The sequence below is a fragment of the Methylobacterium persicinum genome (assembly GCF_022179525.1).
Lineage (GTDB): Bacteria > Pseudomonadota > Alphaproteobacteria > Rhizobiales > Beijerinckiaceae > Methylobacterium > Methylobacterium persicinum.
Window position 1 is genome coordinate 127,918 of record NZ_BPQX01000028.1, and the last position, 24,171, is coordinate 152,088.

Sequence of the window (24,171 nt, forward strand, 5' to 3'; positions counted from 1 at the left end):
GGACGACCCGCGCCGGGATCGGCGCGGGGCCCGGCCTATTCGTCTGCGGCGGGGGCGGCCGGGGCTGCGCCGGCGGCAGGCGCCGCGGGCTTGCCGGAGGCCTTGGCGCCCGGCTTCGGCGCAGCGGGTGGCTTGCCCATGTATTCGGGATCCGTGCGTGGGCCGTTCGGCCCGTTGGTCGGTCCGCCGAGCTGGCCGGGGACGAGGTCGGACACCTTCGTCCAGGTCTGCGACTTGCAGAGGAAGGCGATCAGGCAACCCTTGACGGTCAGTTCGCCCGGCGCGTCGGTCCAGATCGTGACCTTGTAGAACTTTCCGTCCTCGGAATTGTAGATCTGGCCCTCGTAATGGGCGTCGTCGTTGGGCTTCAGCCCCATGATGAGCTGGTGACCCAGCGATGGACGTGCCTGCTTTTTCGGATCTGGGTTCTTGAAGTCTGTCCTTGGCTCGCCCTTGTCGTTGAGGGGTACCTTCAGCCAGACCACGTAGCCGCACAGGCGGTCATTTGCTGCTCCGCACCGTTCCAGGCGAACGCGGGCGCGCCCATCCTCGGTGAGATAGGTGCCGGAGGGATCCGTCGGCGTGGCGGCGCGTGCCGGCGCTGCGATGGCGGCGAGGGCAAGCAACGCGAAAGGCGCGGCGCGGCGACCGAGCGTACGAAACATCATCCCTGAACTCTCCTCCATCGCGAGCCGCGGACCGTGATGGGTCCTGCCGAAGGCCGGCACGCGGCACCGATGCTGCCGGCAGCCGTCTCACGCGCGAAGTTGGCCGGATGATGACACTCCCCCACCCACGTGTTCCATCCGGGATGCCAGTGACGAGATCTTGCCGGAGGATACGCAGGCGGGGAGGCGACGCCTCAATAAAAAAAGGCCGGTGCGATGCACCGGCCCCCTGAACGATCGTATGGGCCGCTCTTACTCGGCGGCGGTCATCTCGGCGGTGAAGTGGCCGCACCAATCGCTGGTCGCCACGACGGGCCACAGGCCCTTCGAGTCGGGACCCGGCTGGCTGATCGGCGGGTTGAAGCGGCAGAGGCCTTCGTCGGCCTTCAGCGAGGCGCCATTGCCCATGTGCTCGTCGTAGAAGCGGCAGCTTTCGCAGGACGCGTTCGCGGTACCGGCCATGCCCATTCTCCTTCAGGACGCTCGACGGTGCCGTAACCGGCATCCGCCCTTAGTTCTTAATTAGAACAGCTCTAATGATGGGTCAATGCGGATTGGCGCGGAGGGTTCCGGGAAAGCTGCGACGTTTGTGCACGGCATGAAAAAGGGCCCGGTGCGTCTCTGCCCCGGACCCCAACGATCACCGATTTCCCTACCGGGATCCGGCTGCGAATGCTCAGCCCTGCTTGGCCTTCTTGTTCGCGTTGTGGTGTCCGACGGCGCAGCCAGCGGCAGCGCCCATCTTCCCATGGCCAGCCATATGGCCGGCCACACCGCCGACCACGGCGCCCTTCAGGCAGCCCTTGGCCTCGGCCGGCTCTCCGCCCGCCAGGGCGGCCAGGGCGAAGGCGGACAGAACGAGTGCGGTACGCTTCATGGCAATCTCCAACTTTGCCATCAAACGACCCACGGCTCGGCTACGTTCCAGTCTCTCGTCGTTGTGTGAACGGTTTTGGCCTTTGCCGGCTACGGAAGATCAGGCGGCGGGCCGTGCCATGTCCTGAGGCGGATCCCGGAACAGAGCCGTACAACCGGAGCCGCGATGCATGCTCAGGATCGAGGCGCGGTCGATATCCGAGTGCACGGCGAGAACCCTGCGGACGCAGGACAGCACCTTGTCGTACTGGACCGGGTCGAAGTTCGGCTCAAGCGGGCTGACCGCGATGTAGGTCTCGACCACGAGCACGCGCTCCGCACGCTCCCGGCCGACCTCGACGGCGATCCACGAGGATTTGATGAGGGCCGTGCTGTTCAGCATGGGAACTCCCTAGACCTGCACCGCTGTGCCGCTCGCCTGTGTGCGCTTCGGCACTTGCGGCAATAGTACGCCGATGACGCCGCATGCCAAGGCCGGTCGGTGCAAGGCTACTCCCAGAAGGTGGGACGGCTCTCTTCAAGGTTCGGCCCGAGCCGGACGGCGGCGACCTTCGTGGCCAACCCGTTGCCGCCGATCTCGACGGCGAGGCCGGACAGGGTGCCCTCGCCGGTGGCGACTTCCCAGCGGGAGCCCGGCGTCTTCTGGATCATGCGGCGGATCGGCTCGTGCTTCTGCATGCCGATGACCGAATCGTAGTCGCCGCACATCCCCGCGTCGGACATGTAGGCCGTGCCACCGGGAAGGATGCGGTGGTCGGCGGTGGGCGTGTGAGTATGGGTGCCGACGACGAGGCTGACCCGGCCGTCGAGATAGTGGCCCATCGCCTGCTTCTCGCTCGTCGCCTCGGCATGTACATCGACGACGACGGCGTCCGCCGCCGCGCCCAGCGGACAGGCCGAGATCTCCCGCTCGACGGCGGCAAAGGGGTCGTCCATGGGGTCGAGGAACACACGGCCCATCACGTTGACGACGAGCACCCGTGCCCCGTCCCGCGTCTCGATGACGGTGGCGCCCCGGCCCGGCGTGCCGGGCGGATAGTTGGCCGGGCGCACGAGGCGCGGCTGGCGCGCGATGAACACCATCGCCTCCCGTTGGTCGAAGCTGTGATTGCCGAGCGTCACCGCATCCGCCCCGGCGCCGATCAACTCGTCGCAGATCGATTCGGAGATGCCGAAGCCGCCCGCGGCGTTCTCACCGTTCACCACCACGCAGTCGAGGCGCCATCTTTCGCGCAATCCCGGCAACTGTTCGATCACCGCAACCCGTCCGGGCCGCCCGACCACGTCGCCGAGGAACAGCAATCTCATCCGTGGGAATCCTCCAGCGCGAGGGAGCCGGCCTCGGTGACGATCGCGGATAAGGACCGGTCATGGGGCTCCACCGGCACTTCAGGCACTTCCTGGGCGGCGAAGCAAATCCCCACCGTCAACAGGGTACGGCCTTCGGACAGGCGAGCGATCGCCCCATCATAGTAGCCTCGTCCATAGCCGAGGCGCCGCCCGGAGCGGTCGAAGGCGGCGAGCGGAACGAGGAGCGCGTCGGGCGCGACCTCCGGCAGGGCCGGATCGGGCTCGCTCAGGCCGAAATTCCCGCGGACGAGGGGCGCACCAGGCGTCCATTCGCGGAACACCAAGCCGTCGGGCGTGACATGGGGGAGAGCGAGCCGCGCGCCGCTTGCCGCTAGTTCCGTCATCGCCGGTCGCGGATCGACCTCGCTGCGGATCGGCCAGTAGCCGGCGACAAGCTTCGCTGCGCGAAGCTGCGGCATCGCGAGCAGCGCCTGGGCGATGGAAGCCGAAGCCTCCCCACGCGTGTCGGGATCGAGCAGGTCCCGGGCGGAGAGGGCCGTGCGGCGGATCTCGGCCTTGCGCGCGGCAAGGGTAGACATAGGGTGCGGAGCCACGTGAGCCGTTGGAGGATCGATCCCGGGAAACCTACAGAGTAGGTGGGCGCCGTGTTGGCCAAGTCCACGGACGAGGCCAGTGACAGCTCCCGAGGGAGTCGATAAGGCCCCGGGGATAGTGCTCCTGACGAACTCTGCAGCCCCGCTCCCACTATGTAGCCCCGCACATAGTCCGGCGCCAGAGCGCTCGAGAGAAAAGGTGGTGGCGAAGACCACCGCATGCGCGACCCACCGGGAAAACCCCTAAAGGCGCCGTTCCGTAAGCAGGTCTCCAAGAACCGCGAGGCAGCGGTCCACATCGCCTTCGTCCGCCCAGACATGGGGGCTGAGGCGCAGGGCGCCCGCCCGTTCGCTGGCATGGACCTGCCGCGCGGCGAGCGACGCGATCAGATCGTGGGGCAAGCCGCCGGGACACCGCACACCGAGAACATGGGGCACGCGGAGGGCGCACGCAGGCACCTCAAGGCCAAGGCGTTCGCATCCCCGAGCCAGATGCTCCGTGAGGTGGGCGAGGCGATCGGAAATTGCCGCCACGCCCCATTGCGCGATCAGTTCGAGGCCGGCGGCTGCCATGGGCAGGGCGACGGGATCGCGCAATTCGCCCCGGTCGTAGCGCCTCGCCCCCTTGGGTGGCGGCGTATTCCCGACATTCTCCTCCAAGGGCCGCCCATCCTGCCGGTGGGGCGCCGCGTAGAGGAAGGCGAGCCCGTAGGGGCCCAGCGCCCATTTGTAGGTGGGAAAGGTCAGGAAATCGGGCTTCCAGCGGGACACGTCCACCGGCATGGCCCCAACCGCCTGGGTCGCATCGATGACCAGAACCGCGCCTACGGCCCGCACGGCGGGGGCGATGCGGTCGAGATCGATGGCGGTGCCGTCGGTCCAATGGGACGGCGTCAGGGTCGCCACAGCGAGGGGCGGCGCGCCCGGCCGGGCTATCGCGGCGAGGATTGCGGCGGTCCAGTCACCGTCGCCCGGCCGGTCCACCGTCTCCACCGTGAGCTCCCGCTGTGCCGCGAGGCGGTCGAAGGCGAAGCACAACGAGGGGAACTCATCTGCGACGCGGAGGATGCGCCCACCGGGGGGCGGTGCGAGGTTGAGGGCCACCGTCGCCATCGCATGGCTGACAGAGCCGACGATGGCGATGTCGTCGGCGGTGGCGCCGATCAGCGCCGCGGCGGCGGTCCGAGCCCGTTCCGTCTGATGGGCGAAATCGCTGCGCGGATGCGCCCAGGGCCGGCTCTTGGCACGGATGCCGGCCTCCCCCGCCTCGCGGACCACCTGTGGCAGGGGAGACCACGCGGCGGCGTCGAGATAGCTGACATCTTCGGGGATCTCGAAATGCCGGCGCTGACAGGCGAGGGGCGAGGCGGCGATCATGAGGCCAGGGTACGGGAACGCCGGTCCCCGTCCAAACGGCTGGTTTGCCCGGCGCGGACTTGATCCACCGGAGAGCTTGCCCCACTCCGTCATTGTCGTTCACCACGACGCCGTATCGAACTCCCCTCGCCTCCCCGCTTTGTCTGCATGCCATGACCCGGAGCTGCGACGCCCCCGCGATCGAGCCCGCCCCGATGCGGATCGCCGACGCCCTCGCGCTGATACGCGGGCGATTGCAGGTCCTCGCCCGCGTCGAGACGGTGTCTCTCGCGTACAGTCCCGGCCGTATCCTGGCGCAGGACGTTCTCGCGCCCATGGCCCTGCCGCCCTTCGATAACTCTGCGGTCGATGGGTATGCCTGCCGCTTCGACGACCTCGCCGCGCAAGGGCCGACGGTGCTGCCCGTGGCCGGGCGCGTGGCAGCCGGCGCTGCGGCTTCCGAAATTCCGCGGGCCGCAGCGGTGCGGATCTTCACCGGGGCTCCCCTCCCGGCGGGGGCGGACACGGTCGTGATGCAGGAAGACGCCCGCGTTGCAGCCGGGATGGTGACCCTCCCCCCGGGGATCGCCTTGGGCGCCAACCGGCGTCGGGCGGGGGAGGACGTCGCCCTCGGCGCCCTAGCGCTCCCGGCGGGACGGAAGATCGGTGCCCGCGATCTTGCCCTGGCGGCCTCCCTCGGCCTTCGGGACCTGCCGGTTCGTGCGCCGCTCACGGTCGGTCTCTTTTCCACGGGTGACGAGGTGACGGCCATCGGCCACGGCCTCCCGACGGCCGGGATCCACGATGCGAACGGACCGATGCTCTCGGCGCTGATCGCCCAGTTCGGTGCGCAGGCGCATCACCTGGGTATCCTCCGCGACGACCCGGCCAACCTCGGCAAGCGCCTCGCCACCGCAGCCGCCCAACACGACTTGATCGTCACATCAGGCGGTGTTTCGGTGGGCGAGGAAGATCACGTCCGCTCGGCCGTCCGGGCCAACGGCGAGATCGCCCTGTGGCGGCTCGCCATCAAGCCCGGCCGGCCCCTCGCCTTCGGCCATATCGGTGGGACGCCCTTCGTCGGCCTGCCCGGCAATCCCGGGGCGGCCTACGTGACCGCCCTGGCGATCCTGATCCCGGTGCTCCGGCAGATGTCGGGCGCGTCCGAGGAGCCGCCACTCCCCCTGGTTCGCAGCGGCTTCAGCCTCAACAAGCGGGCGGGTCGGCTTGAATACCTGCGGGTGTGCCTCCGGCCCTCAGGCGACGGGCTGTCCGAGGTGGTCCCCGCACCGGGGGGGGCCCTCTCCAGCCTCTCGGCCAGCGACGGGCTCGCCGAACTCGCCGAGGATATCGAGGCGATCCGGCCGGGGGATCTGCTGCCGTACCGGGCTCACCCCCTCGCCTGACCGCGCCTTGCCGCGGGTCGATCCGGCCTGTAGGCCCGGCTCCGCTCGACAACGACCCGGCGGACCCTCCGTGACTCTTCTGACCGACCGCGCGCCCGCCAAGGTGAACCTCACGTTGCATGTCCTCGGGCGTCGTCCGGCGGATGGGTATCACGTCCTAGAAAGCCTCGTCGCCTTCGCGGGCACCGCCGACCGTCTGACCCTCCGACCCGAAGCCGCCCTGTCCTTGACGGTGAGCGGGCCGACCGCGGGGCCCGCCGGACCGGACGACGACAACCTCGTTCTTCGGGCGGCGCGAGGGCTGGCCGAGCGGGTGCCCGGTCTGAAGTTCGGAGCGTTCCATCTCGTCAAGCGGCTGCCGGTGGCGGCGGGGATCGGCGGCGGATCGTCGGATGCGGCGGCGGCCCTGCGCTTGCTGGCCCGCCTCAACGCCCTCGCCATCGATCATCCCGCCGTCGTGGCAGCGGCCCGAGACACCGGAGCGGACGTTCCGGTCTGCCTCGATCCGCGGGCGAGGATGATGTGCGGCGCGGGGGAGGATGTCGGCCCTGCCCTCGGCCTTGCGCCGCTCCCGGCGATCCTCATCAATCCCGGCGTTCCAGTGCCGACGGCGCCGGTCTTCAAGGCCCTCGGCCTCGGTGTGGGCCAGACCCTGCCCGGCGCGGGCCATCCCGCCATTCCCGCCGGCTCGGAGAATGACGAGGTGCTTGCGGTGCTTGCCCCCGCCCGCAACGATCTCGAAGGGCCGGCGCAGATGGTGGCGCCGGTGATCGGAGATTGTCTCGCTGCTCTCCGGCGGGAGAATTGCCGCCTCGCCCGGATGTCCGGTTCAGGGGCGACGGTCTTTGGTTTGTTCGGCGACAGGCACGAAGCGGTCGCGGCCGCACGGCGCCTGAGGGCGGCTCATCCGGAGTGGTGGATCGCCCCGACGTACCTCCGTTAGAGCATTTTCCGCCGAAGTGGACGCCAGTCCGGCGTCAGAAAAAGGTCTAGCTCAGCGGTTGGCAGTGGTGACGGGCGAGGACGCGCCGCCCAGGGACACCCAAGCCGTCGTATCCTGGCTCTCGCGCTTGATGAACACGTAGCCCGTGCGGTGCCAAGGCAGGATCGTGTTGGTCTTGTTGTCGAGCACGAGGTCGCCCCGGTCGGTGATCAGCGTCAGGACCGCGTGGCCCTCGCCCTTCTCGTCGATGACGACCGTCATGCGCATGGCACGGCGCGGCAGCCCGGCCTCGGCGAGGATATGACGCTTGAGAAGCTGGAAATCCTCGCAATCGCCGATTCCATCCTCAGCGAGGTCCCACCGGTCGGCGACGTGGAGATGCTCCATATCGGTCATGGGCTCGACCGACTTGTTGATGCGCCGGTTCACCGCGACGATCGTGTTCCAGATGGCGGGGGTCAGGGTAATCTTCGAAGGCTCGCTCCGGTCCACGTCGCACTCAGCCGCATAGTCCTGGCAGAAGGTCGTCCAGGCCGCGATCGGCTTTGCATCACCGCGGATGCGGGCGCCGACATCGGCGGACAGGCTGGCCAGGGTCTGAGCGCTGGCGGCGCCGGTGAAGGCGGCCGTCGCCACGGCGAAGATGGCAAGTCCGCGCCGCAGCGCCGAGACCGCATCCCGCTTCTTGTTCGCTGCGACCAGCATCGCCGTGACCCAACCGTTTAGCTCTCGTTAACGAAAGCTCTCACGCCGGGGCCCGGACCGCAATCGGCCGATTAACAAAAGGTTAATGCTGTGAGCAGTGGGTAGGGTGTGGGACCAATCTGGCCGTCGGGTGACCAATCATGTTTTGTGGTTAACAAGTGATTGATGCCGGAAAGTTCGCCTCGCCAAAGACTTAAGGCCGCGCAGAACATCGAAGGCCGCGAAACGCGGGTCTGCCGGGACTTGCATCTCGGCGGCTTTGCGCGGTTGCGAAGCCCCCGCTGCCGAGGGGGTGGCGCGCAGTCCGCCTCCGCACCGAACCCTCGCCTGCGGCGTCTTGGCAGCGTACAGACGGACGAACCCCTATCGCTTGGAGCCGAGAGCGCGTGCGCCTGACCCAGATCACCCATCACGACCTCGACGGATACGGCGCATCCACCGTCGCCGCCGCCTGCGCCGAGGTCGACCGCGTCATCCACGTGCCCCGCTACAGCGACGTCGGCCCAATCTTCGACGAGGAAGTGAAGCGGCTCACAAAGGCCGCGGCGGCGGAGACGCTGCTGATGACGGATCTCGGCCTGGAGGAGCAGACCATCGCCGGCCTCAAGCGCTTCGCCGCAATGAATCGGAAGCGGGAGGGCGAGAAGCACCGTCTCGTCGTCCTCGATCACCACGCCTCGTCGGCGGACCAGCTCGGCCGTCTCGGCCTTGAGCCCCAGCCCGTGGCCGACAGAGCCGGCCTGTTCCAGTCCGACTTCGGTGATCCGGAGATTACCCTGCTGATCGACGAGAATTCCTGCGCCACGGCCATGACGATGGCCCACCAGGCCCTCTTCGCCACGCATGAGCCGGAAAGGGCCGAAGACCTCGCGGCCATGATCACCGCCGTCGATGCCCTCGACCTCTGGCGCAAGGAATCGCCGGCCTTCCCCGGCGGTACGGCGCTCGACGAGATCTTCTGGGACAACGCGACGAACCTGATCCCACCGGGCCACCCCTGGCACGACCGTTTCGTCTCGGCCCTGCTCCTCGCCGCCGGAGCCCGGTTGCGGGAGGGCGCCAGCCCGGCCGAGCTCGAACGGGATGCCGTCGGCATCCGCACGCGCATCGTGGACGAACTCCTCGCCGATGCCCCGGACGACGATTCTCGCATGACCACGCGCTCCCGCCTCGCCCGGGCGCTGGCGCGGTCGGATACCCTGTTCCGTCCCCTGAAGGACGGTACTCTCCTCTCCTTCGGCCTGGATTCGGGGATGTTCCAGCGGGTGTCCGACCGGATCATGGAAGCGGGCCGGACGAAGCGGGTCGTCAACGTTCAGCGGGTCGGCACCCTGTCGTTCCGTTCGGTGGATGGGACCGCCCTCGACGGCGCGCGTCTGTTCCGGGGCGGCGGGCACCGGGATGCGGCCGGGGGGCGGCTGCAGAGCGGCTCCGCCTTCTCCCTCGCCGATGCCATCGCCCAGGTCGAGCCGGTCCTCAATCCGGAAAAGCCGGCGGGGTCGGACAGCCCCTTCGCCGCCCTCAAGAACTGGAAGGGCTGAGGGGCCCTCCCGGGCGTCTGTTAAAGGCGGAAGTCTTCGCCGAGATACAGGCGCCGCGCCTCGGGGTTCGCCACGATTTCCTCCGGCGTGCCCTCGGTGAGGATGCGGCCGGAATGGGCGATGTAGGCCCGGTCGATCAGCCCTAGCGTCTCGCGGACGTTGTGATCGGTGATCAGCACGCCGATGCCGCGCTGTTTCAGGTGCTTCACGAGATCCTGGATGTCGCCCACGGCGATGGGGTCGATGCCGGCGAAGGGCTCGTCGAGGAGCATGAAGGTCGGCGAGGAGGCAAGCGCCCGGGCGATCTCGCAGCGCCGCCGCTCACCCCCCGACAGGGCGATCGAGGGCGACTTGCGCAGGCGGGCGATATCGAACTCTTCGAGCAACGACTCGAGTTTGCGCGCCCGCTCGTGCCGGTTCGGCTCCGCGACCTCCAACACCGCCTTGATGTTGTCCTCGACCGAGAGGCCCCGGAAGATCGAGGCTTCCTGCGGCAGGTAACCGATGCCGAGGCGCGCCCGCTGGTACATGGGAAGGTGGGTGATGGGCAGGCCGTCGAGGGAGATCTCGCCGCGGTCGGCCACCACAAGGCCGGTGATCATGTAGAAGATGGTCGTCTTGCCGGCGCCGTTCGGCCCGAGCAGACCCACCGCCTCACCGGTACGGACCGTCAGCCCGGCCTCGTGCACGACGGTGCGCGCGCCGTAGCTCTTGCGCAGGCCGCGGACGCTGAGGATTCCCGTGCCCCCCTCAGCCGCCGGCTCGGCCATGCCGGCCTGGGGTACCGCCGTTGGCACCCCGCCCTTGCGGCCGAACAGCCGCCCGAGTAGCGGCGGGCGGCGGGCGGCCGCCGTCCCGGCCTCGAATGCCACGGCGCTGCTCAATTGGCCTGCGCCCGCGGCTTCGCCGGCGGTGCGGAGCAGCCCTTGCTCTTGGTGTCCTTGCCGTCGGACTTCTCCCCCGGCACGAACATGGCCGAGACACGCCCGCCGGCCACCGGGTCCATGTTCGCCCGGCCGGACGCCATGTCGTAGACGAGGCGCTGTCCGCGGGTCACGTTCTGGCACTGGCTCAGGACCACGTTGCCGGTCAGGACGATGCGCTTCGCGTCCTGGTCGAACACCGCGTTGTCGCCCGTGGCGACCTGATCCTTCTGCGTCACCGTCACGGGGCCGGCACAGTCGACCTTCTTGATGCCGTTTTCGGCCGGGTTCTTCGGGGCGGCCTCATCGGCCGCATCCTTCGCCCCCGCCTCCTTGGCGCCCTGCTCCTTGCCGCGCTTGTAGTAGACGGTCATGGTCGAGCAGCGGATGGTGCTTTCACCCTGCACGGCTACGACGTTGCCGGCGAAGATCGCCTTGTTCTCCTTGTCGAACACGTCCAGCCGGTCGGCGTCGATCTTGATCGGTTCCTTGCCGCCGCCGCCGATGTTGCCGAAGGCCGAATCGGTTTTGCCGGCGGACTTTTCGGCGAAGGCGGGCGCCGCGAACGTCAGACAGACGGCCAATGCCGCGCAGTGGCGCAGGGCCCTCATGGCCGGCGCTCCACCGGATCCGCGTCAGAGGTGAGGATCGGACCCTTGAGCTTATCCTCCTTCGGCTTGTCCGCGCTGTCGGGATGAATGTTCACGTGCACGTTGCCGATGAATGAAATGACCTTGCCGTTCTCCACCACGTCGAGGCCATCCGCATCGACGGTGCCCTTGGCGGTCGTGACCGTAACGGGATCCTTTGAGACGATCGAGCCGGTCTTGAAGGCGATGGCGGCCGTGCGCAGCTTGGCCTCTTCGCCCTTGTCTGTCCAAACCCGGATGTCGTCCTTGAGGTCGAGGGCCTCACGGGCGCTGTCGAACAGGCCTGACACCGCCGACAGGCGGGCGATGCCCCCCTGCTCGTCCGTCGCGATATGGCCGCGCATCTGCTGCAATTCGATCTGGCTCGGCTTGCGCACGTCCTGCAACGCGGCCTCCGCCGTCACCTCGTAGGCGCGGTTGCCCTTCCGGAAACCGGACAGGCGCGGATTCTCCATCTTCACCTTCGAGCCCGCCACCGTGACCGGGCCGACGGAGATACCGGAGACACCGGCCGCGAAGGGATTGAACAGATAGGCGAGCAGGACGGCCGTAGAGCCGCCGGCCACGATGGGAATCAGTCGCCGGAGCCGCCGCACGCGGCTGCTATGGCGGTAGGCGTGGGCATGCACACGGCTGCGCGCTGCCGCGACAGCCTGTCCATTGCCGGCTTCAGCCTCGACGAGTTTCATGCCGCGTCCGATGGGCCGGATCGAGATCCGCGCCGTGGAGTGAGAATGCGCCTGCGGCCCCCACCGCGCCCGCGCGTTCGACCGGGATGATCCCGACCAGTGGCGAAGTTATGGCTCCCACGTTTCCGAATGATCAATCGTGACGGGCCGCGGAAGGTGCGCCCCGTCACGCGATCTCGGTAGTCAGGCCCCGTGAGGACGGGTCGCCAGGGCGGAAGCGACCTTTCGGGCGAAGGCCGCCGGATCCCGGGGGCTGTCGCCGTCCTGGATCCGCGCGAGGTCCAAGAGCATTCCGGCGGCCTCGGTCACATCTGATTCGGACGAGGCGGCCAGGGAGCGGATCAGCGCGTGGCGCGGGTTGATCTCCAGGGCCGGCTTGCCCATGCCAGCCCGACCCGCCCGCCGGAGGAGCCGTTGCATCTGAAGGTCAGGCCCGGCGCCGCCCGCCGAGAGGACCACGGCGCTGTCGACCAGCCGGTCGGTCACCCGCACGCCGGACACCTCGTCGGCCAACGCCGTCTTCAGGGCCGCCACGAAGGCATCGATGCCTTCCACCGGCTCCAAGTCGCTGCCTTCGGGGGCGAACTTCGACAGGTCGAGATTGCCCTTCGTCACCGATTGCAGGGCCTTGCCCTCGAACGTGCCCAGCTGGTCCGGCCAGAAGGCATCGACATGGTCGGACAACAGCAGCACTTCGAGCCCCCGTGCCCGGAAGCCTTCGAGCTGGGCGGAGGATTTCAGGGCCTCCTGGTCGTCGGCAACGAGATAGTAGATCGCCTCCTGCCCATCCTTCATCCGCGAGACGTAATCGGCCAGCGAGGTCCAGCCTTCGACCGACGAAGAACGGAAGCGCAGCAGCGGCGCGATCTCGGCGCGGCGCTCGAAATCCTCGTAGAGGCCCTCCTTGAGCACCGGGCCGAAATTCTCCCAGAAGCTCTCGTAGTCCTCGCCCTTCTTGGCGCGGTTGGTCAGTTCCGTGATGACGCGGCCGGTCACGGCCTTGCGGATCCGCGCCAGGGCCGGCGTGGTCTGCAGCATCTCGCGGGAGACGTTCAGGGGTAGGTCCTCGGTGTCGACCACGCCCTGCACGAATCGCAGCCAGGACGGCAGAAGCTCGGCCTCATCGGTGATGAACATGCGCCGGACGTGCAGGCGCACCTTGCTCTGGCGATCGTTCTCCAGGGGCTGGAACGGCTTCATCCCCGGCACGAACAGCAGCGCGGAGAATTCGAGCTGACCCTCGGCCCGCCAGTGCAGCGTCGCCCAGGGCTTGTCGAAGTTCATGCCGATCGTCCGGTAGAACTCGGCGTACTGTTCCTCGGTGATCTCTGATTTCGGCTTGCGCCAAAGGGCGGTGCCCTGGTTGGCCGCTTCATCTTGACCGTCCCGGACGATGGCCACGGGGACGGTGATGAAGTCCGCCCATTTCCGCACGAGGTGATCGAGCCGGTGGGGCTCGAGATACTCCTCCGCGTCCTCCTTCAGATGGAGGACGATGTCGGTCCCCGGCTCGGCGCGGGTGCCCGGCTCCAGGGTGTAGCTGCCCTGGCCCTCGGACGCCCAGGTCCAGGCCTCGTCGGTACCGACCTTGCGGGAGGTGACGGTGACCCGGTCGGCCACCATGAAGGCCGAGTAGAAGCCGACGCCGAACTGGCCGATCAGGCTCGGCCGGTCCTCGGCCTTGGCAGCCTCAAGGGTCTGGGAGAAGACGCGGGTGCCCGACCGGGCGATGGTGCCGAGGCTCGACGCAAGGTCGTCCTTGCCCATGCCGATGCCGGCGTCGGAGATCGTCAGGGTGCGGGTGGCCTTGTCGGGATTGATCCGGACCTTGGCGTCTGCCGGCAGGGCGCTCGCCGCACTGGTCAGGGCCTCGAAACGCCGCCGGTCCATCGCGTCAGCGGCATTGGCGACGAGTTCACGCAGGAAGATCTCGCGGTCGGAGTAGAGCGCGTGCACGACGAGGTCGAGGAGGCGCCCGACCTCCGCGCCGAATTCATGCCGCTCGATCGTCTCGCTCACGGGAAGAACCTCCAGTTGGTTTGAAGAAAATGCGCCGGGCATATGCGCGCGGGCGTGGCGGTTTTCAATGCCGTGCTCCGCACCCGTCATTGCGGCACGGCACCGTCATCGCGAGGCGGAGCCGAAGCAACCCAGGGCGCCCCCCATCCGGGTGAGACAGTGCCCGCTGGATTGCTTGGCTGACGCTCGCAATGACGACAGTGGCCTTGTCAGGCCGCGTCCAAGCCCAGGTCGATGATCGCGGCGCTGTGGGTGATCCAGCCGCAGGAGATCAGGTCCACCCCGGAGGCCGCCACGGCGCCCACCGTCTCCCGGGTGATCCGGCCGGACGCCTCGGTGAGGGCGCGGCCGTCGATCATGGTCACGGCCCGGGCGAGGGTCGCCGGATCCATGTTGTCGAGGAGCACCGCATCGACACCCACGGACAGCGCCTCTTCAAGCTGGTTGAGGGTGTCCACCTCGCATTCGATCTTCACGAGATGGCCCGCCCGGCTCTTCGCCCGCTCGATGGCGGCGCGGACGCCCCCGGCTACGGCGATGTGGTTGTCCTTGATGAGCACCGCGTCGTCGAGGCCGAACCGGTGGTTCGAGCCGCCGCCGGCGCGCACCGCGTGCTTTTCCAGGGAGCGGAGGCCGGGCGTGGTCTTGCGGGTACACACGATGGCCGCCTTGCCGTGCGGCCGCGCCGCCTCCACGAGGCCGTTCGTGGCGGTGGCGACGCCGGACATCCGGCAGAGCAGGTTCAGTGCGACCCGTTCGGCGGTGAGGATCGCCCGCGCTGGGCCATCGAGGCGCAGGACGACGTCCCCCGGCGCGACGCGGGTCCCGTCGCCGCGCTCGACCTCGACGCTCACCGCAGGGTCGATGAGGGCGAAGGCGATGGCCGCCGCATCGGTGCCGGAGATGACCCCCGGCTGCCGGGCGGCGATGACGCCCTTCATCCGGGCGCCGGGCGGCACGATGGCGTCCGTGGTGATATCGCCGGCCCGGCCGAGATCCTCGACGAGGGCCGCGCGGACGATCGGCTCCACGAGGAGCCGCGGCAGGGGCAGGATCTCGGTCACGTGAAGCCTCTCACTCTGCGAGCGCGGGGATGCCGGCGCGGTCGAGGACGGTCTCGGTATGGCGGGCGGGTGCCTGATGGGGATAGTCGCTGCGCCAGTGGCCACCCCGGCTTTCCTGACGGGCGAGTGCCCCCTTCGCGATGAGGGACGCCACGAGGGCCGCATCGCAGGTCGCGGCAAGGGGCGCGAGCTGCGCCTCCGCTGCCGCGAGCCCGTCCGCCTCGCGGACCACGCCGACATGGGTCTCCATCAGTGCGCGGATCCCGGGGAGATCGGAGCCGACGCGCGGCGCGGCGGTCTCGGGCACGATCCGGGAAGGAGGCGGCGCCTCGAGCCCGTCCGCGATGAACCCGGCATAGGCGAGCCCTTCGAGCAGCGAGTTGCTGGCGAGGCGGTTCGCCCCGTGCAGCCCCGTCGAGGAGACTTCGCCGCAGGCGTACAGGCCCGGGACGCTGGAAGCGCCGACGGAATCCACCTTCACGCCGCCCATGTGGTAGTGGGCCGCCGGCCGCACCGGGATCGGCTGCACGGCCGGGTCGATGCCGGCGGCGGCGCAGAGGGCCGCCACCGTCGGAAACCGGGTCGGCATCGCGGCGCCCAGGGCGCCCCTGGTATCGAGATAGACCGTCCGCCCCCGCTGCAGGGCCTGGAAGATCCCCCGTGCCACGACGTCCCGGGGGGCAAGGTCGCCCCCGGCGATGCCGGCCATCACGGCGGCGCCGGTTTCATCGATGAGCCGTGCGCCCTCCCCCCGCAGGGCTTCGGTGGCCAGCGGCATCGGGTCCCGGCCGGCGGCAATGGCGGTGGGGTGGAACTGTACGAACTCCATGTCACGCATGACCGCGCCGGCGCGAGCCGCCAGGGCGAGCCCGCGGCCGGTGGCGCCCGGCGGGTTCGTCGTCGAGGCGTAGAGGCCCCCGAGGCCACCCGTGGCCAGGACCACCGCCCGGGCCAGGATGCGAAAACGCGCCCCGTCGCTTTCCGCCACGACGCCGGCGACGGCGCCGTGTTCGTCGCGAAGCAGATCGGTCACGCCTGCGGTGACGACCTCGATCCATGGGGCGGTCTGGACCGCCCGCACCAGGGTTTCGAGCACCCGGGCGCCGGTCGAGTCCCCGCCGGCGCGCACGATCCGGCGTCGGCTGTGGGCCGCCTCAAGACCGAGCGCCAAGGCGCCGTCCTCGGTGCGATCGAACGGCGCGCCGAGGCCGACGAGCCAATCAATCAGCCGGGGACCCTCCGCGGCGATGCGCAGGGCGACGTCCGGCTCGGTCAGGCCGGCGCCCGCGACGCCGGTATCGGCGGCGTGCAGGGCGGGCGAATCGTCCTCGGCCATGGCGGAGGCGATGCCCCCCTGCGCCCAGCCCGTCGCGGTGCCGAGGCCGAGGGACGCTGCGGTCACGAGGGTGACCGGGCGCGGAGCGAGGCGCAGGGCAGTGCTGAGGCCGGCGACGCCGCCTCCGACGACGACGACCCGGTCCGCCGGGTTGCGGGAGAAGGCGTTCATCGCGTCCTCACTGCCAGCATGCGCTCCACCGCCGCCCGGGCCCGGTCGGCCAGGGCGGGATCGACGGTGACCTCGTGGGTCAAGGTCTCGAGCGAGCGACGGATGTTGCGCAGGCTCATCCGCTTCATGTGCGGGCACATGTTGCAGGGCTTGATGAACTCGATATCCGGGTTCTGCGCCGCGATATTGTCGGCCATCGAACATTCGGTGACGAGGACGACCTGCGACGGCCGCTTCTGGACGACGAAATCCATCATCATCGCCGTCGAGCCGGAGAAGTCGGATTCCGCTACGACATCCGGCGGACATTCCGGATGGGCGATGACGGTGACGCCGGGATAGCTCTCGCGTACGTCGCGGATATCGGCCGGCGTGAAGCGCTCATGCACCTCGCAGTGCCCGGCCCAGGTCAGGATCTCGACCTCCGGCACCTCGGCCTGGACGTTTTGCGCCAGGAACTCGTCCGGGATCATCAGGACACGCGGGGCATTCAGCGAGCGCACCACCTGCACGGCATTGCCGCTGGTGCAGCACAGGTCCGACTCCGCCTTCACGGCAGCGGAGGTGTTGACGTAGGTCACGACCGGCACGCCAGGGTACTTCCGGCGGAGCGCGCGCACGTCTTCGGCGGTGATGGAATCGGCGAGCGAGCAGCCTGCGCCCATGTCCGGGATCAGCACCGTCTTCGACGGGTTCAGGAGCTTGGCCGTCTCGGCCATGAAGTGGACGCCGGCCAGCACGATGACGTCCGCATTGACGTTCACCGCCTCGCGGGCCAGGGCGAGGCTGTCGCCGACGATGTCCGCCACCGTGTGGAAGATCTCCGGCGCCTGATAGTTGTGCGCCAGGATCACCGCATTCCGTTCCCGCTTCAGGCGCAGGATGGCCTCGATGTCGGGCGCCAGGGCCGGCCACTCGATCGCCGGGACATGACGGCTCACCCGCGCATACAGGTCGGGCAGAGGAAGGGCCCCCGGCATCCGGGAGACAGGCGCGATGGTCGCCGACATGGCGTCCTCCAATTATGCTCACTTTGAGCATTGTGCCGTCTAACTTATGAGCCCGGATCGCCCCTGTCTAGATATGCTAGACTTGAGCATAAATGTTTTGCGGTGCGTTTGTCAGGGTGCGCTGCGGCATGGCGGACATTCCAGCGGACGGCGTGCGGCCCCGGATCGCTTCGCTTCATTCACGGTGGCGCCAGGGTTTTTCCTGGCATCTCGAACCGTCTTTGCGAGCGAAGCGAAGCAACCCAAAGACACGCGCGGACGTCAGACAATCTGCAATGGCGGGAACTTCAGCAGAAGGTCGCTGGGTCCGGCCCGATGCGACCGTCATCCCTGTCGAGCGCGTCGATTTTCTTCATATCATCGTCGCTCAACTCAAAATCGAACAGCGAAATGTTTTCGACGATGCGATGGGGGTTCGCCGATTTGGGGATCACCACGCAGCCGATCTGAACGTGCCAGCGAAGCACCACCTGAGCCGGCGTCCTGCCATGCGCCTTCGCAATCGCGTCGATGACCGGATCCTTCAGTTCCTGGCCGCGACCGAGGGGACTCCACGATTCGGTCACGATGCCGCGAGTCTTGTCCGTGGCGCGGGCATCCGTCCGCTGGAAGTAGGGATGAAGCTCGATCTGGTTCACCGTCGGCGTCACGCCCGTCTCCCCGACGAGGATGGCCAGATGCTCGTCGGTGAAGTTCGAGACGCCGATGGATCTCACCTTGCCCTCCTCCCGGAGCGCGATCATCGCCTTCCAGGTCTCCACGAACAGCCGCCGCTGCGGACAGGGCCAGTGGATGAGGTACAGGTCGATGTAATCGAGCCCGAGCTTCAGCCGGCTTTCCTCGAAGGCCTTGGCGGCATCGGGACCCTGCCGGTCGTTCCAGATCTTGGTGGTCAGGAAGATGTCTTCCCGGGGCAGGCCGGATTCCCGCAGGCCTTTGCCGACGCCGACTTCGTTGCCGTAGGCGGCCGCCGTGTCGATCAGCCGGTAACCCGCCTTGAGGGCCTGGCCGACGAGGTCGGGAGCCTGCTCGTCGGGGATCTGCCAGCAGCCGTAGCCCACCTGCGGGATCGCGCGTCCATCGTTCAAGGTCAGCGTCGGGTTCGAAGCCATACGGTGTGTCTCCGGGGATCGGTGCGATCACCCTCACCTGTGGCACGGCGCCGGCCACACCAGGGCCTCTGGCCATCCGCCGCGCCGACCCTTCGCGTGGGTTGACGGGAAAGCCGGCCACGCGGAACACGGGAGCAAAACCGCCCTCACGAGGGAACGAACGTTGTCCGACACCCGCCATCCGCCCGCCCGCTTCAATGCGGCCCGCTACTGCATCGGCGAGAATGCCCGCCTGCGGCCAGAGAAGACCGCGCTGATCCTGGTCGGCGATGGGACGGAGGCCCGCCTGACCTTCGGCGAGGTCGACCGGGCGGTACGGAGCATCGCGGCCGGCCTTCTCCGGCTCGGCCTGAGGCCGGGGGACCGGGTGATGATCCGCATGGGCAACGATGCGGATTATGCGCTGCTGCATTTCGGGGCGATGGCCGCCGGCCTGATCTCCCTGCCCTCCTCGCCGCAGCTGACCGAGGGTGAGGCGGCCTTCCTCATGGAGAATTCCGGCACGGCAGCGGTGGCCCTGGCGGGCGGGTGCGCCGTCGATCCGGGCGCCCTCGGTGGGCGGATCGTGCTCGACGGGGCCGCCATCGCGGCGCTGAAGGCGGGCGAGCCCCTGGCGGATTACGCCGACACCGCCGCCGACGACCCGGCGATGCTGATCTACACCTCCGGCACGACGAGCCGCCCCAAGGGTGTTCTCCACGGCCACCGGGCGACATACGGGCGCCGACCGATGCTGGACCACTGGATCGGCATCACCGAGCAGGACGTGATGCTGCATGCCGGCACCATGAACTGGACCTACACCCTCGGCGTCGGCCTGTCCGACCCCTGGGCGGTGGGGGCGACGGCGGTGCTCTATAACGGCTCGCGGGATCCCGGCGTCTGGCCCCGACTCATCGGTCGCTACGGTGCGACGATCTTCGCCGCGGTGCCGACCCTCTACCGGCAGATCCTGAAATACGGCGACCTGCCCTCCCACGACCTGCGCAGCCTCCGGCATGGCTGTACCGCCGGCGAGCCGCTCTCCGTCGAGTTGCTGGACGCCTGGACGGCGGCCACCGGCAAGCCGCTCTACGAAGCCCTCGGGATGAGCGAGATCTCCACCTACATCTCCAGCGGGCCGACGATCCCGGTCCGGCCGGGCTCGCCGGGCCAGCCCCAGCCGGGCCGCCGGGTGGCGATCCTGCCGGTCGAAGGTCCCCCCGAACCCCTGCCGGCCGGCGAGAGCGGGCTGCTCGCCGTCCACCGGTCCGAGCCGGCACTGATGCTCGGCTACTGGAACCGTCCCGAGGAGGAGGCCGAGGTGCTGCGAGGCGAGTGGTTCGTCGGCGGCGACCTCGCCCGGTTCGATGCGGATGGCTACCTCTGGTTCGAGGGGCGCAACAACGATCTGATGAAGGCGATGGGCTACCGGGTCTCGCCCAACGAGGTCGAGGTGGTCCTCGGCGCGCATCCGTCGGTGGCGGAAGTCGGCGTGGCCGAACTGCCGGTCCGGGCCGACGTGTCGGTGATCTGCGGCTTCGTCGTACTGCAGGCCGGCGCCACCCCCGATGCGGAGGCGCTGCTGACATGGTGCGCCGAGCGCCTCGCCGCCTACAAACGCCCGCGGGAGATCCGCTTCCTCGACGCCCTGCCCCGCACGGCGAACGGCAAGGTGCAGCGCAAGCGGCTGGCGGAGGCGGTGTAATCCCGCCTCGCCGGGGGCCAGCCTACAGCAGCGTACCCCGCAGGATCAGCAGCGCCACCGAGAAGTAGATGACGAGCCCGGTGACATCCACGAGCGTCGCCACGAAGGGCGCCGAGGCCGTCGCGGGGTCGAAGCCGATGCGCTGGAGCAGGAAGGGCAGCATCGAGCCGGCGAGGGAGCCGAAGGTCACGATCCCCACCAGCGCCGCGCCGACCGTGGCCGCCACCAGCGGCCAGTGCTCGCCGTAATCGTAGAGGCCGAGTTTCTGCCACGCCACGATGCGGATGACGGCGATGACCCCGAGGATCGCGCCGAGGACCAAGCCTGTGGGAAGCTCGCGAAGAGCCACCTTCCACCAGTCGCGCAGGCGCACCTGCTGAAGCGCGAGGGCGCGGATCAGGAGGGAGGTCGCCTGCGAACCGGAGTTGCCGCCGGAGCTCATGATCAGCGGGATGAACAGGGTCAGGACGATGGCCTTCTCCAGCTCTCCCTCGAATCCCTGCATGGCCGAGGCGGTGAGCATCTCCGACAGGAACAGGGCGCAGAGCCAGCCGGCGCGCTTCCGGATCATCGTGAGGAAGCCGATATCCATGTACGGCTCGGGCAGGGCTTCCATGCCGCCGAAGCGCTGCACCTCCTGCGTCTGCTTCTCGACCATCGCGTCGATCATGTCGTCCACGGTGACGATGCCGATGACGTGGCCGACCGCGTCCACCACGGGCAGGGCGAGGAGATCGTATTTGGAGATCAGTCGGGCGGCCTCGTCGCGGCTCGCCGTTGGCGAGACGGCGAGCGGTGCCCGCCCCGGCGCCACCGTGAGGACGTTGTCCTCGGGATTTCCGGAGAGCAGCCGGCGCAGGGGCACCGCCTTGGTCAGGGCCCGGGTGCGGGGATCGAGCACGAAGATCGAGTAGATCGTCTCGCGGGTCTTCTCCACGTGGCGGCAGTATTCGAGGGTCTGCCCGACGGTCCAGGTGCCCGGCACCGTGACGAACTCCGTCGTCATGAGCGAGCCCACCGTTTCCTCGCCATAGGCCGAGAGACGATCGACGGCGCCGCGGGTCTCGGCATCGAGCCTGGCGCGGAGGTCCGACCGGCCTGGCTCCTCGATCTCGCGGAACATGTCGGTCACCCGGTCGGCCGACATGCCCGACAGGAACGAGGCGACCCGGTCCCGGGGCAGCATCTCGATGATCTCGCTGGCGCATTCCAGCTCGGGCTGATCGAGCACTTCGATCGCCCGCTCCATCGGCAAACCGAGGAGGATCGCCGTGGCCACTTCGGGCGCCTCGGCGTTCAGCGCCTCGACGATGTCGGGCGCACGCTCGTCGGCCAAGCGCGCGGCCAAAGCTGCAGGTTCGACGCGGGTGTCGAAGGGAGCCATCTCGTTCATGACGCGCCTCATGGGACGAGGCGGCGCGCCGCTGGATGTCAGGCCGCTCCCGAGCCGCGGATCGATCCCGCGGGGCCGGCCCTTCGGCGGCTCAGAGGGAGCGACGGCGCATTGCCGGGTGCGGCAGGCACGATCGGTCGGGCACGTCGCTTCACTGGTCTGAGCTGGTGGGAGCGCAGCCCCGCCGGAGCGTCGCTGCACGGGTGCGTCGTGCGCCGGTCGATTGCATCCGTCAAGCGTAAACCCACCGCCGGTGGCGATGTCGCGGGAGGCTGCGGCTTTTGCGGAACGCCGCCTCCAACCGTGTCCCGGCAAATCGCCACGGTCCCTTGTCGAGACGGCTGTGCTATGAGAAATATAAGCATAGCGCCCGCTTGTATTGCGCCCCAACAAACGGTTATATCTTGCATATCGCAGGGCACGGAGACGGACGGCCGGTTGCACCGGACCGGACGCCCACCGAGGTCCGACAGCGAGTTCATCCGGTCCTCGGCGCCGATCGGCGTGTCTGGCCGGTAGGTTCAATTGCAGGAGATGGTTCAGATGGCTTGGTCTGCCCCCGTTGTGTCCGAGATCTGCGTCGGCATGGAAGTCACCAGCTACGAGTCGGCCGAGATCGACACCTTCAACTGAGCGGACTGCGATCCCCGGATCGCCCGTAAGTTGTCGACATTCACCCCACCCGAAGTCTTCTAGGAGGAATTACAATGGCTTGGTCTGCTCCCGTCGTGTCCGAGATCTGCGTCGGCATGGAAGTCACCAGCTACGAGTCCGCTGAGATCGACACCTTCAACTAAGTCGACCGCGACCGTCTGGTCTCTGGGCGCCGCCTCCTTCAGGGGGGCGGCGTTTTTCGTATGTGCGCCGCCGGGCGCGTTCGGCTATCACCCCCCGCAACCGGCAAAGCCGGACGAAGTCCAGGGGTGGAATTTGGCCGAGAAGTTCCGGTTGGCGGGAGGCGTCGCCCTTGTCACGGGTGCCGCGAGCGGGATCGGTGCGGCCCTGGCCGCTGCCCTGGCCGGCCGGGGCTGCTCCCTCGTTCTCGTCGACCGCGATGCCGAGGGCCTCTCGGCCGTCGCGGCCAGGACCGCCGCCGCCGGCGCCGCCACGGATCACCACGTCGTTGACCTTGCGGATGCGGATGCCATCGCCGCCTTGCCCGCCGCCGTCGCCGAAAGGTTCGGACGCCTCGATCTCCTCGTCAACAATGCAGGCGTCGCCCTCGGCGGGCGGTTCGACGAGACTCATCTCGATGATTTCGAATGGGTCCTGGACGTCAACCTGCGGGCGGTGGTGAGGATGTGCCACGCCTTCCTGCCGATGCTGAGGGCGCGCCCGGCGGCGCAGATCGTCAATATCTCCAGCCTGTTCGGCCTGATCGCCCCGCCGGGGCAGGCGGCCTACTGCACCAGCAAGTTCGCGGTACGCGGCTTCACCGAATCCCTGCGCCATGAATTTGCGGGGACGGGTCTGGGGGTCAGCGTCGTCCATCCCGGAGGGGTAGCGACCTCCATCGCCCGCAACGCGCGCAACCCGCGCCTCCCCGACGACCCGGAGGTGGCCGAAACGATGCGCCATGCCGCCGAGACGGGCCGGATCGCATTCGAGAAACTGCTGACCCTCCCTCCGGAAAAGGCGGCGGCGGCGATCGTCCAGGGCATCGAGCGCCGGGCACCGCGGATCGTCATCGGCAAGGATGCCCGCAACGCGGCGTTCATCCAGAGACTCATGCCGGCCGCCTACTGGTCGGCGATCACCCGGTTGTCCGGCGGAAAGGTGTGAGATGGCGAGCCTTCGCGCGCATATAGGGGCCTGGATGGTCCGTCGCCGGGTGAAGGCGCCCCTGGCGGCGGCGGGGGGCGTCGAGGACGTGCGCCGCATCCTTGGGGGTGCCACCTTCCCCGACCCAAAGGACGCGACCTTCGAGCCCGGCAGCCTCGGCGGCATACCGGGGGAGTGGGTGCGCCCCGTTTCCGGGAATGCGCCGCACCGGTTGCTCTATGTCCACGGCGGAGGCTTCGTCGCCTGCTCGCCGAAGACCCACCGTCCTGTCACGGGCGCCTTCGCGCGGCGGGGCTTCACGGTCTTCGCCCCGGATTATCGGCTGGCGCCGGAACATCCCTTCCCGGCGGGACTGAACGATGTCGTGGCAGCCTGGACTGCGTTCCGTGCCGCGGGCCCGGCCTGCCTCGCCGGCGAATCGGCGGGTGGGAATCTCGCCCTGGCGCTGATGCTCGCCGCCCGGGACAAGGGCGTTCCCCTTCCCGTCGCCGCCTGCCTGTTCTCACCCGTGACGGACCTTACGACGGTCGATGGATCGCGGGTCTCGAACGGATGGCGCGATGCCATGTTCACCTCCCGCTCGATCCCGGACGTCGCGCCGCTCTACGTCGGCGGGGGCGATCCGCGGGTCCCCCTCGCCTCCCCGGTCTATGGCGATCCCACGGGCCTCCCGCCCCTCCTGTTTCACGTGGGCGACCGGGAAGTGCTCCGTGACGATTCGGTCCGTATGGTCGAACGCGCGAAGGCCGCGGGCGTCGAGGCGAGCCTGCGGGTGTTCCCGGTGGTGGCCCATGCGTGGCAGTTTGCCGACCGCCTCCTGCCCGAGGCCACGGCCTCCCTCGACGAGGCCGCAGCCTTCCTCAGGCGGCACGCGGACCAGCGGGAGGTTGCGCCATAAGCCCAGCGGACGCCGAGGGCAGCGCGGTGGCCGGCGGA

At 68.8% G+C, this 24,171-nt stretch carries 25 protein-coding genes and 1 other RNA gene; 8 read left to right on the forward strand and 18 right to left on the reverse strand.

Annotation, left to right across the window (positions count from 1 at the left end):
• Positions 1–35: 35 nt before the first annotated feature.
• The 8 genes from MFF22_RS12515 to MFF22_RS12550 all read right to left on the reverse strand — a co-directional run bounded on the left by MFF22_RS12515 (position 36) and on the right by MFF22_RS12550 (position 4,825).
• Positions 36–668, reverse strand: a complete 633-nt coding sequence (locus MFF22_RS12515; RefSeq protein WP_238249295.1) for a DUF2147 domain-containing protein — start codon at positions 666–668, stop codon at positions 36–38.
• Positions 669–920: 252 nt separating this feature from the next.
• A complete protein-coding gene (locus MFF22_RS12520) occupies positions 921–1,130 on the reverse strand; it encodes a hypothetical protein (protein ID WP_238249296.1) in 210 nt (69 codons plus the stop codon).
• 214 nt (positions 1,131–1,344) lie between these two features.
• On the reverse strand, positions 1,345–1,545 hold the full coding sequence (locus MFF22_RS12525; RefSeq protein WP_238249297.1) for a hypothetical protein: 201 nt from the start codon (positions 1,543–1,545) through the stop codon (positions 1,345–1,347).
• Between the two features lie 99 nt (positions 1,546–1,644).
• The gene (locus tag MFF22_RS12530) at positions 1,645–1,926 is read right to left on the reverse strand and encodes a hypothetical protein (RefSeq protein ID WP_238249298.1); all 282 of its coding nucleotides are present in this window, start codon (positions 1,924–1,926) and stop codon (positions 1,645–1,647) included.
• Between the two features lie 107 nt (positions 1,927–2,033).
• Positions 2,034–2,852, reverse strand: coding sequence for a TIGR00282 family metallophosphoesterase (locus tag MFF22_RS12535; protein WP_238249299.1), 819 nt, complete (start codon positions 2,850–2,852; stop codon positions 2,034–2,036).
• Entirely contained in the window at positions 2,849–3,433 is a 585-nt protein-coding gene (locus MFF22_RS12540) for a 5-formyltetrahydrofolate cyclo-ligase (RefSeq protein WP_238249300.1), read from the reverse strand. Before MFF22_RS12540 ends, MFF22_RS12535 begins: the two co-directional genes overlap by 4 nt.
• A 4-nt stretch (positions 3,434–3,437) precedes the next feature.
• Positions 3,438–3,594, reverse strand: a non-coding RNA gene (gene ssrS / locus MFF22_RS12545) — 6S RNA.
• A 97-nt stretch (positions 3,595–3,691) separates the two neighbouring features.
• Entirely contained in the window at positions 3,692–4,825 is a 1,134-nt protein-coding gene (locus MFF22_RS12550) for an aminotransferase class V-fold PLP-dependent enzyme (protein ID WP_238249301.1), read from the reverse strand.
• Between the two features lie 194 nt (positions 4,826–5,019).
• Here MFF22_RS12550 and MFF22_RS12555 point away from each other — a divergent pair, with 194 nt between their 5' ends.
• Together MFF22_RS12555 and MFF22_RS12560 are read left to right on the forward strand one after the other, a co-directional pair.
• Positions 5,020–6,210 carry a molybdopterin molybdotransferase MoeA gene (locus MFF22_RS12555; RefSeq protein ID WP_238249302.1) on the forward strand — a complete coding sequence of 397 codons (1,191 nt, stop codon included), beginning with the start codon at positions 5,020–5,022 and terminating at the stop codon, positions 6,208–6,210.
• A gap of 70 nt (positions 6,211–6,280) precedes the next feature.
• The gene (locus MFF22_RS12560; RefSeq protein ID WP_238249303.1) at positions 6,281–7,153 is read left to right on the forward strand and encodes a 4-(cytidine 5'-diphospho)-2-C-methyl-D-erythritol kinase; all 873 of its coding nucleotides are present in this window, start codon (positions 6,281–6,283) and stop codon (positions 7,151–7,153) included.
• 51 nt (positions 7,154–7,204) lie between these two features.
• On the opposite strand, the gene MFF22_RS12565 is transcribed toward MFF22_RS12560, so the two are convergent.
• Positions 7,205–7,858, reverse strand: coding sequence for a transglutaminase-like cysteine peptidase (locus MFF22_RS12565; RefSeq protein ID WP_238249304.1), 654 nt, complete (start codon positions 7,856–7,858; stop codon positions 7,205–7,207).
• A 386-nt stretch (positions 7,859–8,244) separates the two neighbouring features.
• Between MFF22_RS12565 and MFF22_RS12570 the strand changes: the two genes are divergently transcribed.
• Positions 8,245–9,399, forward strand: a complete 1,155-nt coding sequence (locus MFF22_RS12570; RefSeq protein WP_238249305.1) for a dimethylmenaquinone methyltransferase — start codon at positions 8,245–8,247, stop codon at positions 9,397–9,399.
• Between the two features lie 20 nt (positions 9,400–9,419).
• Here MFF22_RS12570 and lptB read toward each other — a convergent pair whose 3' ends face one another.
• The 8 genes from lptB to MFF22_RS12610 form a co-directional block, all read right to left on the reverse strand.
• Complete coding sequence (lptB, locus tag MFF22_RS12575; protein WP_370877587.1) at positions 9,420–10,283, reverse strand: LPS export ABC transporter ATP-binding protein; 864 nt, start codon at positions 10,281–10,283, stop codon at positions 9,420–9,422.
• Positions 10,280–10,933, reverse strand: a complete 654-nt coding sequence (locus MFF22_RS12580) for an LptA/OstA family protein (protein ID WP_238249307.1) — start codon at positions 10,931–10,933, stop codon at positions 10,280–10,282. The genes lptB and MFF22_RS12580 overlap by 4 nt, the downstream gene beginning before the upstream one ends.
• Positions 10,930–11,661 carry an LPS export ABC transporter periplasmic protein LptC gene (gene lptC / locus MFF22_RS12585; protein WP_238249308.1) on the reverse strand — a complete coding sequence of 244 codons (732 nt, stop codon included), beginning with the start codon at positions 11,659–11,661 and terminating at the stop codon, positions 10,930–10,932. The genes MFF22_RS12580 and lptC overlap by 4 nt, the downstream gene beginning before the upstream one ends.
• Before the next feature lie 183 nt (positions 11,662–11,844).
• Entirely contained in the window at positions 11,845–13,680 is a 1,836-nt protein-coding gene (htpG, locus tag MFF22_RS12590; protein WP_238249309.1) for a molecular chaperone HtpG, read from the reverse strand.
• A gap of 209 nt (positions 13,681–13,889) precedes the next feature.
• On the reverse strand, positions 13,890–14,744 hold the full coding sequence (gene nadC, locus MFF22_RS12595; protein ID WP_238249310.1) for a carboxylating nicotinate-nucleotide diphosphorylase: 855 nt from the start codon (positions 14,742–14,744) through the stop codon (positions 13,890–13,892).
• A gap of 10 nt (positions 14,745–14,754) precedes the next feature.
• Positions 14,755–16,251, reverse strand: a complete 1,497-nt coding sequence (locus tag MFF22_RS12600; protein WP_238249311.1) for an L-aspartate oxidase — start codon at positions 16,249–16,251, stop codon at positions 14,755–14,757.
• Positions 16,248–17,261, reverse strand: a complete 1,014-nt coding sequence (gene nadA, locus MFF22_RS12605) for a quinolinate synthase NadA (RefSeq protein WP_238249312.1) — start codon at positions 17,259–17,261, stop codon at positions 16,248–16,250. Before nadA ends, MFF22_RS12600 begins: the two co-directional genes overlap by 4 nt.
• Before the next feature lie 287 nt (positions 17,262–17,548).
• Positions 17,549–18,373 (reverse strand): aldo/keto reductase, encoded by an 825-nt coding sequence (locus MFF22_RS12610; protein ID WP_238249313.1) that lies wholly within the window; start codon positions 18,371–18,373, stop codon positions 17,549–17,551.
• A 163-nt stretch (positions 18,374–18,536) separates the two neighbouring features.
• On the opposite strand from MFF22_RS12610, the gene MFF22_RS12615 reads away from it, so the two are divergent.
• Positions 18,537–20,060 (forward strand): class I adenylate-forming enzyme family protein, encoded by a 1,524-nt coding sequence (locus tag MFF22_RS12615; RefSeq protein WP_238249314.1) that lies wholly within the window; start codon positions 18,537–18,539, stop codon positions 20,058–20,060.
• A 22-nt stretch (positions 20,061–20,082) separates the two neighbouring features.
• Here MFF22_RS12615 and mgtE read toward each other — a convergent pair whose 3' ends face one another.
• On the reverse strand, positions 20,083–21,453 hold the full coding sequence (mgtE, locus tag MFF22_RS12620) for a magnesium transporter (protein ID WP_238249315.1): 1,371 nt from the start codon (positions 21,451–21,453) through the stop codon (positions 20,083–20,085).
• A 543-nt stretch (positions 21,454–21,996) separates the two neighbouring features.
• Between mgtE and pqqA (MFF22_RS12625) the strand changes: the two genes are divergently transcribed.
• The 4 genes from pqqA (MFF22_RS12625) (at position 21,997) to MFF22_RS12640 (ending at position 24,133) form a co-directional block, all read left to right on the forward strand.
• The gene (gene pqqA / locus MFF22_RS12625; RefSeq protein ID WP_007559225.1) at positions 21,997–22,086 is read left to right on the forward strand and encodes a pyrroloquinoline quinone precursor peptide PqqA; all 90 of its coding nucleotides are present in this window, start codon (positions 21,997–21,999) and stop codon (positions 22,084–22,086) included.
• Positions 22,087–22,160: 74 nt separating this feature from the next.
• Positions 22,161–22,250 (forward strand): pyrroloquinoline quinone precursor peptide PqqA, encoded by a 90-nt coding sequence (gene pqqA / locus MFF22_RS12630; protein ID WP_007559225.1) that lies wholly within the window; start codon positions 22,161–22,163, stop codon positions 22,248–22,250.
• Between the two features lie 133 nt (positions 22,251–22,383).
• Positions 22,384–23,235: an SDR family NAD(P)-dependent oxidoreductase gene (locus tag MFF22_RS12635; protein ID WP_238249316.1), complete on the forward strand. Its 852-nt coding sequence runs from the start codon at positions 22,384–22,386 to the stop codon at positions 23,233–23,235.
• A gap of 1 nt (position 23,236) precedes the next feature.
• A complete protein-coding gene (locus MFF22_RS12640) occupies positions 23,237–24,133 on the forward strand; it encodes an alpha/beta hydrolase (RefSeq protein ID WP_238249317.1) in 897 nt (298 codons plus the stop codon).
• Positions 24,134–24,171: the final 38 nt, after the last annotated feature.

Excerpts from the sequence above, each read along its gene's own strand:
- mgtE (WP_238249315.1), bottom strand. The coding sequence starts at position 21,453 with ATGAACGAGATGGCTCCCTTCGACACCCGCGTCGAACCTGCAGCTTTG.
- MFF22_RS12530 (WP_238249298.1), bottom strand. The coding sequence starts at position 1,926 with ATGCTGAACAGCACGGCCCTCATCAAATCCTCGTGGATCGCCGTCGAG.
- MFF22_RS12565 (WP_238249304.1), bottom strand. The coding sequence starts at position 7,858 with ATGCTGGTCGCAGCGAACAAGAAGCGGGATGCGGTCTCGGCGCTGCGG.
- MFF22_RS12535 (WP_238249299.1), bottom strand. The coding sequence starts at position 2,852 with ATGAGATTGCTGTTCCTCGGCGACGTGGTCGGGCGGCCCGGACGGGTT.
- nadA (WP_238249312.1), bottom strand. The coding sequence starts at position 17,261 with ATGTCGGCGACCATCGCGCCTGTCTCCCGGATGCCGGGGGCCCTTCCT.
- MFF22_RS12540 (WP_238249300.1), bottom strand. The coding sequence starts at position 3,433 with ATGTCTACCCTTGCCGCGCGCAAGGCCGAGATCCGCCGCACGGCCCTC.
- MFF22_RS12525 (WP_238249297.1), bottom strand. The coding sequence starts at position 1,545 with ATGAAGCGTACCGCACTCGTTCTGTCCGCCTTCGCCCTGGCCGCCCTG.
- pqqA (WP_007559225.1), top strand. The coding sequence starts at position 22,161 with ATGGCTTGGTCTGCTCCCGTCGTGTCCGAGATCTGCGTCGGCATGGAA.
- pqqA (WP_007559225.1), top strand. The coding sequence starts at position 21,997 with ATGGCTTGGTCTGCCCCCGTTGTGTCCGAGATCTGCGTCGGCATGGAA.
- MFF22_RS12515 (WP_238249295.1), bottom strand. The coding sequence starts at position 668 with ATGATGTTTCGTACGCTCGGTCGCCGCGCCGCGCCTTTCGCGTTGCTT.
- MFF22_RS12640 (WP_238249317.1), top strand. The coding sequence starts at position 23,237 with ATGGCGAGCCTTCGCGCGCATATAGGGGCCTGGATGGTCCGTCGCCGG.
- MFF22_RS12555 (WP_238249302.1), top strand. The coding sequence starts at position 5,020 with ATGCGGATCGCCGACGCCCTCGCGCTGATACGCGGGCGATTGCAGGTC.
- MFF22_RS12520 (WP_238249296.1), bottom strand. The coding sequence starts at position 1,130 with ATGGCCGGTACCGCGAACGCGTCCTGCGAAAGCTGCCGCTTCTACGAC.
- MFF22_RS12580 (WP_238249307.1), bottom strand. The coding sequence starts at position 10,933 with ATGAGGGCCCTGCGCCACTGCGCGGCATTGGCCGTCTGTCTGACGTTC.
- MFF22_RS12600 (WP_238249311.1), bottom strand. The coding sequence starts at position 16,251 with ATGAACGCCTTCTCCCGCAACCCGGCGGACCGGGTCGTCGTCGTCGGA.
- lptC (WP_238249308.1), bottom strand. The coding sequence starts at position 11,661 with ATGAAACTCGTCGAGGCTGAAGCCGGCAATGGACAGGCTGTCGCGGCA.
- MFF22_RS12610 (WP_238249313.1), bottom strand. The coding sequence starts at position 18,373 with ATGGCTTCGAACCCGACGCTGACCTTGAACGATGGACGCGCGATCCCG.
- MFF22_RS12550 (WP_238249301.1), bottom strand. The coding sequence starts at position 4,825 with ATGATCGCCGCCTCGCCCCTCGCCTGTCAGCGCCGGCATTTCGAGATC.